General features: G+C 42.9%; 11 protein-coding genes and 1 riboswitch. Of the genes, 6 read left to right on the forward strand and 5 right to left on the reverse strand.

The genetic code is table 11. The annotated features are described in order from the left end of the window. Positions 1-124: 124 nt before the first annotated feature. The 5 genes from V5804_RS10505 to V5804_RS10525 all read left to right on the forward strand — a co-directional run bounded on the left by V5804_RS10505 (position 125) and on the right by V5804_RS10525 (position 10620). On the forward strand, positions 125-1474 hold the full coding sequence (locus tag V5804_RS10505) for a TolC family protein (RefSeq protein WP_369591340.1): 1350 nt from the start codon (positions 125-127) through the stop codon (positions 1472-1474). A 14-nt stretch (positions 1475-1488) separates the two neighbouring features. Next, positions 1489-2619: an efflux RND transporter periplasmic adaptor subunit gene (locus V5804_RS10510; RefSeq protein WP_369591341.1), complete on the forward strand. Its 1131-nt coding sequence runs from the start codon at positions 1489-1491 to the stop codon at positions 2617-2619. Between the two features lie 30 nt (positions 2620-2649). Next, positions 2650-5826, forward strand: a complete 3177-nt coding sequence (locus V5804_RS10515) for an efflux RND transporter permease subunit (protein ID WP_369591342.1) — start codon at positions 2650-2652, stop codon at positions 5824-5826. 557 nt (positions 5827-6383) lie between these two features. After that, on the forward strand, positions 6384-8537 hold the full coding sequence (locus V5804_RS10520; RefSeq protein ID WP_369591343.1) for a gliding motility-associated C-terminal domain-containing protein: 2154 nt from the start codon (positions 6384-6386) through the stop codon (positions 8535-8537). Between the two features lie 693 nt (positions 8538-9230). Further along, a riboswitch (Fluoride riboswitch) is annotated at positions 9231-9297 on the forward strand. 36 nt (positions 9298-9333) lie between these two features. Then, a complete protein-coding gene (locus tag V5804_RS10525; protein WP_369591344.1) occupies positions 9334-10620 on the forward strand; it encodes a voltage-gated chloride channel family protein in 1287 nt (428 codons plus the stop codon). 27 nt (positions 10621-10647) lie between these two features. Here the strand turns inward: V5804_RS10525 and V5804_RS10530 are convergent, their stop codons facing one another. From V5804_RS10530 to V5804_RS10545, 4 genes are read right to left on the reverse strand one after another with little or no spacing between them, the layout of a single operon-like run. After that, entirely contained in the window at positions 10648-10995 is a 348-nt protein-coding gene (locus V5804_RS10530) for a DUF86 domain-containing protein (RefSeq protein WP_369591345.1), read from the reverse strand. Next, positions 10992-11291 (reverse strand): nucleotidyltransferase family protein, encoded by a 300-nt coding sequence (locus V5804_RS10535; protein ID WP_369591346.1) that lies wholly within the window; start codon positions 11289-11291, stop codon positions 10992-10994. Before V5804_RS10535 ends, V5804_RS10530 begins: the two co-directional genes overlap by 4 nt. 24 nt (positions 11292-11315) lie before the next feature. Then, entirely contained in the window at positions 11316-12026 is a 711-nt protein-coding gene (locus V5804_RS10540; protein ID WP_369591347.1) for a hypothetical protein, read from the reverse strand. A 28-nt stretch (positions 12027-12054) separates the two neighbouring features. Further along, positions 12055-12810: an SGNH/GDSL hydrolase family protein gene (locus V5804_RS10545; RefSeq protein ID WP_369591348.1), complete on the reverse strand. Its 756-nt coding sequence runs from the start codon at positions 12808-12810 to the stop codon at positions 12055-12057. A 356-nt stretch (positions 12811-13166) separates the two neighbouring features. Between V5804_RS10545 and V5804_RS10550 the strand changes: the two genes are divergently transcribed. Then, positions 13167-13553: a hypothetical protein gene (locus V5804_RS10550; RefSeq protein ID WP_369591349.1), complete on the forward strand. Its 387-nt coding sequence runs from the start codon at positions 13167-13169 to the stop codon at positions 13551-13553. Here the strand turns inward: V5804_RS10550 and V5804_RS10555 are convergent. Beyond that, positions 13550-13969: a nucleoside-diphosphate kinase gene (locus V5804_RS10555; RefSeq protein WP_369591350.1), complete on the reverse strand. Its 420-nt coding sequence runs from the start codon at positions 13967-13969 to the stop codon at positions 13550-13552. The genes V5804_RS10550 and V5804_RS10555 overlap by 4 nt on opposite strands. Positions 13970-14057: the final 88 nt, after the last annotated feature.

The following is a 14057-nucleotide window of genomic DNA, read 5'->3' on the forward strand; positions in this document are numbered from 1 at the left end:
GATTACAATGATGGCCAAACAAGCTGATTTTCTAAAAAAGAAGTTAATATGTTAATCATATGATTAACTATTTTAAAACATATAAGTTATTTTGTGCTTAAATGAAGTAATACCTGATCCTGTTATGCATTTTAACATAAGTAAAATTTACTGCATCCTGTTCTTTACGTTCTGCTGCCCTTATATTTTAAAAGCACAAACAGCACGGGATTCCCTTTCGCCGGTTGTTTCTTTGCAGGAATGTATCCGATATGCTTTAAAAAACCAGCCTGTTTTGAGGCAAACACAGCTTGACCAGGAAATCAACGAACGCAACATTGATATTGCTTTGTCTGCCTGGTTGCCGCAGCTAAACGGGACTGGTAGTTTGCAGCATTATTTTGAGCTGCCTACCTCGGCTTTTCCAAATACCGCCGGCGGTACTACGGTTACGCGTTTGGGTTTGTACAATAACTCTACGCTTACGCTTGGTGCAAGCCAGGTTATCTACAACAACGATGTGCTGTTGGCTTCGCGCGGTGCAAAATATTCCAGGCGTTTCTACCAGCAAAACACACAAGTTAGCCAGGTTAATACTGTTGCCGATGTAAGCAAGGCTTTTTACGATGTGCTGCTTTCCCAAAAACAATTGGACATTATCAATGCGGATATTGCCCGTTTGCGGCTTGCTTTAAAAGATGCTTATGCGCAATACCAGGCCGGTGTGGTAGATAAAATTGATTACAAACAGGCCACCATCGCTTTAAACAATGCTTTGGCCAGTTACAAAGCCACCCAGGAAGCGGTAAAATCAAAGACGGCCGTTTTAAGGCAATTTATGGGGATTACGGCCGAACGGACAATTATGCCAGTTTATGACAGTGTTCGTTTGGAACAGGAAACCCACATTGATACTATGCAGATGCTGGATGTGCGGAACCGGCCGGAGTACCAGCAATTGGAAACCCAGCGCAACCTCCAAAACTTAAATGTAAGTTATTACAAGTGGGGGTTTTTGCCATCTGTGGGTGCTTTCGGAAACTACAATGTGAATTTTTTGAACAACCAGTTTTCCGACCTGTACAACAAAGGATTTCCTAACTCTTTGATCGGGCTAAATTTAAGCATCCCTATTTTTCAGGGAACGCGCCGTTTGCAAAATTTGCGCAAGGCCAGGTTGCAGGTAGATCGCGCCGATTTAGATATCGTAAACCTGCATACCCAAATCAACACAGAATATGAGCAGGCATTGAGCAACTATAAAAGCAGCTATTTTGATTTGCAGACTTTGAAACAGAACGTGGATTTGTCGCGTGATGTGTACAACGTCGTTTTTCTGCAATACCGGGAAGGCATCAAAACTTATTTGGATGTGATTGTGGCACAGTCAGACCTGCGCACTTCCGAATTAAATTATAACAATGCGCTTTTTACCTTGCTTTCCAGCAAAATAGATTTGCAAAGGGCTTTGGGTTCCCTTTCGGTTAATTATTAGAATTTATCTACCTCATGAAAAATAAATATACCACGCTTGTGCTGTTAGTTGTTTCAGCTACCTGGATATCCTGTTCCAAATCACAAAAAAAGAGCACGGCCATACCGCCAACGCCGGTAAACGTACAGGCTGCCGAAAAAACAGACGCTACTTATTACGACCAATTTGCAGGCACTGTAGTTGCTTTAAACAGTGTTGAACTGCGCTCTCAGGTTGCCGGTTTTATTACCGGTATTTTTTTTAAGGAGGGAGACGTAGTCCCGAAGGGGAAAATCTTGTACGAGATAGACCGCCGCTTGTATGAAGCCACGTACCAGCAGGCGCAAGCCAATTTGGTAAGCGCGCAGGCCAGCCTTAACCGGGCGCAAAAAGATGCAGACCGATATACACAATTGCTGAAACAAGACGCAGTTGCACGCCAGTTGGTAGATAATGCCATTGCCACTTTAGAAACCAGCCGGAGCCAGGTAGCTGCTGCTGCGGCAGGTGTGCGGTCGGCCAGGGCAAATTTAAGTTACTCCATTATCAAAGCCCCTTTTACCGGCCGCATCGGTATTTCGCAAGTGAGGTTAGGGGCTCAGATTAGCCCGGGCAGCACCTTGTTGAACACCATTTCATCCGAAAACCCGATTGCGGTAGATTTTGTGGTAGATGAAAGTAACATCAGCCGTTTTGACCAGTTGCTGAATAAACGCGTAAAACAGGATTCGACCTTTAAAATGGTTTTGCCTACCGGCGAAACGTATGCCTATCCGGGCAAAATAGCGGTTATAGATAGGGGCGTAAACAACCAAACCGGGACCATCAAAGTACGCGTACGCTTCCCAAACCCAAAAGACAAATTGGTTGACGGTATGAGCTGTTCGATCAATGTATTGAACAAAGCTTCCGGCGATCAGGTAGTTATCCCGAACAAAGCGGTGGTAGAGCAAATGGGCGAATACTTCGTTTACCTGGCCAAAGATACCATTGCCAAGCAAATCAAAGTAAAAACCGGGCCGAAAGTCAACAGCAACATTGTTATTTTGAGCGGCATCAAAGAAGGCGACAAGGTCATCACCGAAGGTTTGCAAAGGCTCCGCGATGGCGGCCATATCACTTTGGGTGCACCAAAACCGGCACCGCAAGGCCAACCAGGCAAATAATTTTTAAAAAAGACTTAGTAAAAGCATCAAATGATTGCAGAAACTTTTATACGCAGGCCCGTAACCGCTATGGTTATCTCCTTGGTTATCGTGATTGTGGGTTTATTGGCCATGAGTTCTTTGTCCATCGGGCAATATCCAGAAATTACCCCTCCAACCGTAAACATTACCAGTACTTACACCGGTGCCGATGCCCAAACGGTAGAGCAAACGGTGGCCACACCAGTGGAAGTGCAGGTAAACGGAACGCCTGGCATGACTTACCTGACCAGTAACAGTACCAGCAACGGGCAAATGAGCATGACAGCCAATTTTGAAGTAGGTACAAATATTGACATAGCCACGCTGGATGTACAAAACAGGGTAAGTATCGCCACGCCTACCTTACCGCAGGAAGTGCAGCGTTTGGGCATAACCGTGCGCAAAAGAAACCCAAGTATTCTGATGCTGGTTGCCTTGTTCTCACCAAAAGGGACACATAATGTTACTTTTTTGGACAACTACACCAATATTTTTATTAAAGATGCCTTGGGCAGAACCAAGGGTGTGGGCGATATTTTTACCCGTGCCGATGATTTTAGTATGCGTATCTGGCTAAAGCCCGACAAGCTTTCTCAATTGTCTATTACGCCGGCACAAGTTACGGCCGCTTTGCAGGAGCAAAACGTGCAGGTAGCTGCCGGAACGGTAGGGGCGCCCCCGCAAAAAAACTCTCAGGTGTATGAATATACTGTTTTTGTGAAGGGAAGATTGGTGAAACCGGAAGAATTTGGAAACGTCATCGTTAAAACTGATCCGGCTACCGGTTCTATTGTTTATTTAAAAGACGTGGCACGGGTAGAACTGGGCAAGTTTAACTATACGGGCAATTCCTTTGTGGATGGAAAAAGGGCTTCCTACCTCTTGGTTTACCAGGCACCGGGCAGCAATGCGCTTTCTACTGCCGAAGGTGTTTATGCCATGATGGCCCAGCTTAAAAAGCAGTTTCCTGCAGATGTGGATTACGTAGTGCCTTTCGAGTCGGTTTCAGTGGTGCAGGTTTCTGTAAAAGAAGTGGTTGAAACCTTAGTGATCGCTTTGGTCCTGGTGATTATTGTAGTGTACCTGTTCCTGCAAAGCTGGCGTGCCACTTTAATCCCGGTATTGGCCATCCCGGTTTCCATCATTGGCACTTTTATATTTTTTATACCGCTCGGCTTTACCATCAATACTTTAACCCTGTTTGGTTTTGTGCTGGCGATAGGTATCGTGGTGGATGATGCCATTGTGGTGGTAGAAGCCGTACAGCAACACATGGACGAGGAGGGCATGTCGCCAACGGATGCCACTTTACAGGCCATGAAGGATATTTCGGCCCCGGTAATTGCCATTGCTTTGATCCTTGCCGCAGTGTTTATACCGGTTGGTTTTATCCCGGGGATTGTAGGCCGCTTGTATCAGCAATTCGCCATTACCATTGCTATTTCTGTGCTGATCTCTGCTTTTGTTGCTTTGTCTTTAACACCTGCTTTATGTACGCTGATTTTAAAACCGACCAATAAGGACAAAAAGTCTTCGTCTTGGTTAGACAGATTTTTTAAGGTGTTTAACGATTGGTTTGAAAGCGTTACTTCCCGTTACCGCAACGGGGTTGACAAAGGTATCCATCATGCAAAATTTGTGGTGATTATATTAGTCTGTCTCATTGTTGGGGCCTTGCTGCTGTTTAAAAACAAACCTTCCGGATTTATCCCTACTGAGGATGAAGGCAGGATCTACATCACTTTTGATTTGCCGGAAGCTTCTTCTACCACCCGTACGGTTGCGGTGATTAAACGGATGATGGGCATACTGGACAGCATACCGGGCGTAGGGCATTACGCCGCATTGGGCGGGTTAAATGCGGTTACTTTTGCCAATAAATCAAACAGTGGTACTATTTTTTGCTCCCTTAAACCCTGGGACGAACGGAAAGACAAATCGTTGCAATTGACGGCAATGGTTGCCAAACTGCAGCAAAAATTATCGGTGATAAAAGAAGCAAGTATTGTGGTTATCCCTCCGCCAGCCATACCGGGCTTAGGCAATACGGCAGGTTTCTCTTTCATCATCGAACAAAAAGAGCCAAGTACGGATATCAAAGGCTTTGAAGGCGTAATCCAAAATTTTGTGGCCGAAGCCAATAAACGGCCTGAAATTTCCAGGGCTTTTACCTTTTTTACAGCCCGTACACCCAGTTACCAGTTGGAGGTTGACCGTGAAAAAGCCAAAAAAATGGGTGTGCTGGTTTCTGATATTTTTAGCGCATTAGGAACTTATTTGGGAAGTACTTACGTAAACGACTTTACCATTTACGGCCGTAATTTCCGTGTGCTGGAACAGGCAGATTCCACTTATCGTACCGATATAAAAAACCTGGGGCAATATTTTGTGCGGAATTCGGCAGGAACAATGGTGCCTTTAAGTACGCTTACTTCTTACAAAGTTATAGAAAGCGCCCCGCTTATTTCCCATTACAACCTGTTCCGGTCTTCAGAAATTGATGGCGGCTCGGCACCGGGCTACAGTAGCGGCGATGCATTAACTGCCCTAAAAGAAGTAGCGGCCAAAACTTTGCCGCAAGGTTATGGCTACGAGTTTTCGGGTTTAAGCCGGGAAGAACTGGCTTCCGGTTCCAAAACCATCTACATTTTCGGCCTGTCCATTATGTTTGTGTTTTTGTTCCTGGCCGCGCTATACGAAAGCTGGTCGGTTCCTTTTTCCGTTTTGCTGGCCGTACCGATCGGTGCTTTTGGCGCCATTTTGTTTCTAACGTTTGTGCCGCATATTGATAATAATATTTATGCCCAGATTGGGTTGATCACGCTGATCGGTTTGGCTGCCAAAAACGCGATCCTGATTGTGGAGTTTGCCAAAGAAAGGGTGGACAAAGGCATGGACCTGGAAGAATCAACACTGGAAGCCGTAAAGCTGCGTTTGAGGCCGATTATCATGACTTCGCTGGCTTTTATACTGGGCGTTTTGCCCTTGGTGTTTGCAAGCGGGGCAGGTGCCCAATCGCGGCAAACCATTGGTTTTACAGTTTTGGGCGGGATGTTGGCCGCAACCTTGCTTGGTATTTTTATTGTGCCGGTTTTATATGTAATTATTACCAAGTTTGCCTACGGGAAGAAAAAGCTGGAAGAAATGAAAGCCAATTACAAGCCCGAAGAGCATAAACACCCTTAAGCCACACCAATTTTTAGTGCATAAAAGGAGCATCAGGTTATGGTGCTCCTTTTTTATTTTGAAATCAAGTTGTCTGGTTTTTTTCCGGAAATCTGCTTTTCCATTGATGCTTCTTTTACCGGGTAAAATTTGGTTTTCTAATTTGAAGTTGTTTAAACTTAATTCTCTGGATGCTTCTTTTATGGCATAAAAATAAAGGACACACCCCTGGCCCCTCTCGAGAGGGGAACCTGTAAACGACGCCTTTCCAAACGTTGGAAAGATAATAAGCTATGCTTCCCCTCTCGAGAGGGGCAAGGGGTGTGTCTTTTAAAACCTACGTATGGATAAAGTAATTGATAACAAAAGTTTAAATAACTCATTTGTTAATTGCACACCAATTTTTACCCGATAAAAGAAGCATCTCATTTTTTATCGTACAAAGTCAAAACAGCGTCCTTAAAAGTATAAACAACTTCAATAACCCGTTTCATTTCTAATTAAATTCTGTTAGATTTATCAGGTCTGTTGGCCAGCCAATTACCAATTATCAGCAGCACGGTTTTACAGGTGGGGAGATGAAATTTCATACATTTTTTATACTTTTTTTCATTTTAACAACGGTCAAGGTAAAAGGCCAGGGTTCGGGCTGCCCGGAGAATATTGGTTTTGAAATGGGCACTTTGCAAAACTGGCAATGTTATATCGGGAGTATTGACAGGCTTAACGGTGCCATCACGGTAGCGCCTTCTGCCCCTGTTCCCGGCAGGCATACCGTACTTAAATATGCCCCCAACCAGCTCGACCCTTATGGCAAATTTCCGGTTACCTGCCCCAACGGAAGCATTTATTCGCTCAAATTGGGCAATGACAATACCGGTGGCCAGGCCGAAAGGGTAAGCTACACTTTTACAGTGCCCAACAATAGTATATACAGTATCATTTATAATTATGCTGTGGTGTTTCAAAACCCCGATCATGCCGTTTGGGAACAGCCCAAATTTACGGCCCGTGTTTTTGATGTCGCTTCTAACCAATACGTCAACTGCGGTTCTTTTGAATTTGTTGCCTCATCGGCCCTGCCTGGTTTTCAGCAAACTACAAACAGTGTTTTTTATAAACCCTGGTCGCCCATCACCATTAATCTTTTTGGTCTTCAGGGAAAAACGCTGCGTTTAGAATTTACAACCAACGATTGCAGCCGTGGTGGCCATTTCGGTTATGCTTATATTGACGTAAACGAGAATTGTGCATCGCCCATCACTGGAGAAACTTATTGTGCCGGCAACTCGTTTGTAAAGCTATCGGCACCGGCCGGTTTTAAAGAATATTACTGGTACACCAACGATTTTTCTAAAGTATTGGGGACTTCAAATGTGCTGACAATTTCGCCCGCGCCGCCAGACCAAACCCAATACGCGTTAAGGATAGTGCCTTTTCCGGGTTTGGGTTGCGAAGATACTTTGCATACCACCATCCATGCTTCGCCGGATATTCTCACTTTGAATGTTAAACCCTCTGTTTCCGGTTGCCAGTCCGGCATCAGTTTAAAAAACCCAAGTTTGACGGAGGGCAGCAGCCCGAACTTAACTTATTCGTATTTCAACGACCCGGATGCCACGGATTACGTACCTGACCCAACCCAAATCACCACCAGCGGGACTTATTATATCAAAGCGGTTAATGCGGCCGGTTGCTCTGATATTAAACCCATTGAAGTTAAGCTGGAAAACACGCCTTCGATTATCGTCAATGATCCCGGCCCGGTTTGCCAGCCTAATAAAGCAGATATTACACAAGCTAAAATAACTGCAGGCAGCAGTACAGCCCTCACTTACACGTATTGGAAAGATAAGGACGCAACGGTGCCTTTAAACACGCCTCAAGCCATTGATTCTGCCGGGACTTACTATATAAAAGGGACAAATACTATAGGCTGTGCAGCAATTGTACCGATAAAAATAGTGATCGGCATCCAGCCAAAGCTGGTTGTTAAAAATGTAGTGGCTTGTCTGTCGGTTGATTTAACCAATGCTACGCTGGTGGCCGGAAGCGATGCAAACCTGACCTATTCTTACTGGAAAGATGCCGCCGCTACAATCGCCTTGCCATCGCCCGACAAGGTAACCACCAGCGGCACTTACTACATCAAGGCAACCAATGCAACGGGCTGCCCGAAAGTAAACCCGGTTTCGGTGCAGGTTTATTCGCTGCCGGTTTTTACCTTAAATCCTGCTGTCAAGGTTGTTTTTCCGGCTTCGGCCGATCTTACAAAGGCACATACCGGCAGCGATAGTTTGGTTTACACGTATTGGAAAAACCTGGCCGCCACCGAGGTTTTAGACAATCCGGCCGAGGTTAAAAAAAGCGGTGTTTATTATGTTGAAGCCACCAATAAAGCAGGATGTACGTTGGTTTTGCCGGTATTGGTAACGATTGACCCGCCGCTGCCGGTCAAAATAGTTGCGCCCAATGTTTTTACCCCAAACAATGACGGAACGAACGACCTGTTCAAGATTAGTTACGAAGGCGCATTGCAATTGAAATATTTTAAGATTTACAACCGCTACGGCCAGCAGGTTTATGAAACCAAGCAGTTGACCGATTACTGGGATGGCAACTTTAACGGCAGCAAAACGCCAACCGGCACCTATTATTGGGTTTTGGAAGGCGTTGATACTTATCGGAAAGAACGTGTGCTGCGTTCGGGTTCGATAACCGTGATCCGTTAAAACAATTTTTGAGGCATGAACAAGATTGCTATGCTTCTTTTACCACCTAAAAATCATTGGGTATTTGGTTTTGGTTTTTTTTAAGCTGATGCAAACACACCAATTTTTACCGGGTAAAAGAAGCATCGTGCTGTCATCCTGAAATTTTTTTCAGGATCCCTCTTCCAAAATCGAACCTTTCTGATGGGATGCCGAAAAAATTTCGGTATGACAAAAAATATAAACGTTTGATTTTAAGGCGATAAAAGAAGCATTGAATTGTCATCCTGAACTTGTTTCAGGATTCCTCTTCCAAGATCGAAACCTTTCTGATGAGATGCCGAAAAAATTTCTGCATGACAAAAAATAAACGCTTGATTTTTATGTGGTAAAAGAAGCACTAAATTGTCATCCTGAACTTGTTTCAGGATCCCTCTTCCACGGTTGTAGCCTTTCTAGTGGGATGCCGAAAAAATTTCGGCATGACAAAAAATAAACGCACTGATTTTTATGTGGTAAAAGAAGCATTGAATTGTCATCCTGAACTTGTTTCAGGATCTCTCTTTCACGGTTGTAACCTTGCTTATGGGATGCCGAAAAAATTTCGGTATGACAAAAAATATAAACGTTTGATTTTAAGGCGATAAAAGAAGCATGGTATTATTCTCTTATATCAACAAAACAACTACCGAAACAATCTTTTATATTTGCACCAACACAACAGGAAATGGTGTCTTCCTGCATCGAACCGCCAATATTGGCTGATGGCGCCTGCAAACAATGCTTCTTTTATGAGGCAAAAAATTGATATGCAGGCATGTTTCCATTAAAAAAAAACCCTTCCGTTTATTTCATCCTTCGGCATTTATTAAAATGGACGGTTTTTATCACGCCATTGGCAGCCGCAATCGGTTCGCTGGTCGCGCTTTTTTTGTGGTTGATGGATTGGGCAACGCAGTTCCGTTTTCTGCACCCCTGGATACTGTTTTTACTGCCTGTTTCTGGTATTGTTATTTATTTTTTGTACCGCTTTGCCGGAAAAAATGCAGCGGCAGGCAACAATTTAATTATTGATGAAATACACCAGCCCGGCGGCGGCGTGCCTTTCCGGATGGCGCCTTTGGTATTGATCGGCACCATCATCACCCATTTATTTGGCGGCTCGGCCGGAAGGGAAGGCACGGCCGTACAAATGGGCGGCAGCTTGGCCGCTTTATTGGCCCGAAAAGCAAAATTCAGCGAAGCAGATGTGCAGATAATTTTGTCCGCTGGGATTGCTGCCGGTTTTGGCGCCGTTTTCGGTACGCCATTAACCGGTGCTGTTTTTGCCATGGAAGTTTTGGCCATCGGCCAGTTAAAATACAACGCTTTGCTGCCTTGTTTAATGGCTGGTATCATTGCGGATATCACTTGTTCGGCCTGGGGAATCCATCATACGCAATACCAAATCGCTGCTTTTGCGGCAACACACCAAATTGCTTTTATTAAAATTGATTTTTTGCTGACCCTGAAAGTCATCCTGGCCGGAATTGCTTTTGGGTTGGCCAGCCAATTGTTTGCCAAACTAACACACACTATCCAAAAAACGGCGGCCAGTTTTATCGCTGTTAAATGGCTTATTCCGGTTGTTGGCGGCGTACTGGTGATCGCGCTCACTTATCTTTTAGGCACCCGTGATTATCTGGGCATCGGTATCGTTTCCGATTATCCAAACGGTGTTTCTTTGGTTAACGCTTTCCATGCCGGCGGCGCAACTTCCTGGAGCTGGTTTTGGAAAATCCTTTTCACCGCCATTACTTTAGGCACCGGTTTTAAAGGCGGCGAAGTAACGCCTTTGTTTTTTATCGGGGCTACTTTAGGCAATGTTTTGGCTGTGTTTTTTGGCGTCCCCGTTGATTTGCTGGCCGGTTTAGGTTTTATTGCCGTTTTTGCCGGCGCCACCAACACGCCTTTGGCCTGTACCTTAATGGGTGTCGAACTTTTTGGCGGCGGCAATTTGTTGTATTATGCGATTGCTTGTTTTACGGCTTATTATTTTAGCGGGAAAAGTGGGATTTATAGTTCGCAAAGGATGGTGGTGGAAAAGGTGGGCGTGGAGGTTTGAAATAAGTATTTGATTGCCAATTTTGTCTCAACTATCAGTTTCTATCTTTATAATTTCCAATATCTGATTATGAAATTCGGGAATAATTTGCTCAACCACTCCCCATACTGCCCAGAGGTCAACACCAATATAATCATGAATCAATTTATCACGCATTCCTGCAATTTTCTTCCATTCAATCGCTGGATATTTTGATCGAAATTCTTGCGTTAAATGTTTAGTTGCTTCACCTATAATTTCTAAGTTTCTGATGACTGCATCTTGTATTAATGGTTTGTTCAAAAACTCATCTTTGTTTATTTGATAAGTATAGTTTCGAATCTTATTAACACAATCCAAGATATGGTTTAAATAAATAAGTTCGTCCTTCTTCATTTATTTAGAACTGGTAACGAAAGTAAAACTAAATCTTTTTCTATGTATTTCTTTAATTCCGGATTCAGCGATCTTAAAGTGATTAAATCAACTTCAATTCCAAGAACTTCTGTTAAGTCTTGTTCTAAACCAATTATTTCTAAAAGATTTAAGTCTTGTTCAAAATCAATTAAAATATCCAAGTCGCTGTCTGGTTGATTTTCTCCACGTGCAAACGAACCAAAAATACCAACCAGTTTAGGATTGAACTTTGATGTAATCTCTAGAATTTGATTTTGTTTAGTTACAGAAAGCATTGTTAAGGTTGTGTAAAGGTTTTATTATGAAATAAGATCTTGACCATGGGTTATAGCATACTTTATACTTTCAACAATAACTTGTTTTTTCGCCTCATTCAGAAAATCTTTTAAAAACCTTGTTCCTTGTTTAGTTAATTTAGCCCAGCTTTTAGATAAATTCTTTACGATCCAAGCTTTTGATTTATTAGTTAAATTTTCGCGTAATTCAATTATATCATTTTTTATTTCTTGAATTTGAGAAGCATTCGATTCGTTTTGATAGTTCTCAATATTATTTTCAATATATTCTAAATGTTCGTCTAACAAAAGTATTTGTCGAGGTGTAAGAGGATTACTATTAGCATCTTCATCAACTAGTTCAAATTCACTAAAGTAGCTTTCTGTATAAGAATTTATAATTGGATCATCAAAAAAAGATTTTACTTTATTGTAGCTGTTTAATAATTCTAACCATGCGTTAAAGTGAGGTTGTAAATCTTTTACTTCAATCCAAAATTGTTGATTTTGAGTGTTAGTTTTTGATATAGGTTTTTTGTCTAACAATATCTTATGTATTCCACTTTGTTGTTTTTCATATTTATCGATATTAAAATAAAAAGAAGATTTTTCATCGCTATCAATTATTTTTAATAATTTATCCTCAGGGTTGATGACATTAAAAGCATTCCCTTTAAGGTCAACAAAACTTTGCAATGATTCTAAAATTATTAACGGAAAGTCTTTTTTGTTCATCTTGATTAAATGTTTAAATATTTCACCCTTACCCCTTCACCACTTCCCCCCAAGCATGGGCCATTAATTGCGCACCGGCCAAACTTGGATGCACGCCATCACCAGTCCAGTAAGCGCCGGGGGCAGATTTAACCGCTTTATCAAACACCGATTGAAAGGGGATAAAAGCAGCATCAAAAGCCTGGGCCATATCGCGGGCGGCTTTTTGGTATTCCGGGAATTCGGGGTACCAGGTTTTGTCCACCGCTTTTACATCGGGCACGGCAAAAGGCTCGCAGATGATGAGTTTGACGTTGGGCAAAGCTTTTTTGGTGCGCTCCAGCAGGGCTTTAAAATCGTTCCGGTAAATTGCTACGGTGCCGTTGTAATGGCCGTCGTGCTTGTGCCAGTAATCATTTACGCCGATCAAAATGCTCAAAACATCAGGTTTCAGGTCGAGGCAATCGGCGTCCCAACGTTCGGCCAGTTGGTAAACTTTGTTGCCGCTGATGCCTTTGTTGTACACTTTCAGGCTTTTCTCGGGGTACTTAAACAACAGTTCCGAACCGGCAAACATGGCATAACCGTTGCCTAAAGCCGAAGGGTTGTTCGGGTTTGGGTCGTCTTTTTTCCGCCCCGAATCCGTAATCGAATCGCCCTGAAAAAGTAGGGTGTTGTTTTGCCCGATGGCAACTTTGCCCACTTTGGCTTCTGCAAAAGCGGACGTTACAATTTCCGTCATGGCCAAGGCCGAAACACCTGCAATGGTTCCGCCTTTAATAAAATTTCTGCGTGTGTAGTTCATGGTTAAATTTTAAAATTGGTTTATTTTTTGGTTCATGGTTGATAGACAATAGTTCATGGGTCATAGTTCATACACATTTGCAAAAACCATTAACCATGATCCATTAACCATGAATCAATGTCTCTCAACTTCCAAACACTTAAAAAAGGCCGATAAAAACAGTATGGCTGTTTGTGTTTTTAAAATTGCCAGAATTAAGTTTAGGTTTTGCTTACAATCATACAGAAATGTTTTTTAAGTTTTCTGATAATTTGGATCGAGTTGATCTTTGGATTAAGCGTTTTGTTGGGTTTCGTTTGCGTTATCCAATTAAAACCAGCGGTGGCATTGACTAAAATTTAGGTGCTAAAAGAAGTATGGGGAAGAAGTCGGGAAAGTCCGGAAGTCGGGAAAGTCCGGAAGTTTGGAAGCGCAAAACTCTAAAATTGCAGGTATTTGACAGGGGTTGTCATTTCGACCAACGGGAGAAATCTTATTTCAACCAGAAAAGCCGGACAACTTTGAAGAAGATTTCTCCCTGCGGTCGAAATGACAGCGCGCCTATCGGTCTTGCGGTTTGCCATGCTTCTTTTATGCCTGTTAATTTGGTAAGGCTTTGTTCTTTTGATTCGAAGAGAGAAACCTTTTTTCAACAAGAAAAGGTATTTTGCTTTGAAGAAGATTTCTCCTATCGTCGAAATGACAGCCATGTCGGTCTTTTCCGACTTTCCGACTTCCAGACTTTCCGACTTTTTTCTAACTAAAACCGCTCAAACGCAGAGAAAAAGAAGTTGCCTTCAATCTGTGCGTTTTCATCAGAATCAGAACCGTGGACTGCATTTTTTTCGATGGATTCTGCAAATTCTTTACGGATAGTCCCTTCTTCGGCCTGCGCCGGGTTGGTTGCACCGATCAGTTTACGGAAACTTGCCACCGCATCGTCCTTTTCTAAAATAGCTGCTACAATTGGCCCGGAAGACATAAAGCCAACCAGATCTTTATAAAAAGGGCGTTCAGCGTGTACCGCATAAAATTGGCCGGCCAGTTTGGGCGATAAAGCAGTGTATTTTAAGGCTACGATTTTAAAACCAGCCTGGGTTATTTTATTTAAAATAGCGCCAATGTGCTGGTTTGCAACCGCATCCGGCTTAATCATCGTAAAAGTTTTGTTGGTTTCCATAGGGTAAGTTTGTGTATTGAAGGGCAAAAGTAGGTTTTTCGGCAGGAAACCAAAACCAAGTTGGAATAAAAAAGCCGTGAATCCATTT

Source organism: Mucilaginibacter sp. (assembly GCF_041088075.1).
Classification (GTDB): domain Bacteria; phylum Bacteroidota; class Bacteroidia; order Sphingobacteriales; family Sphingobacteriaceae; genus Mucilaginibacter_A.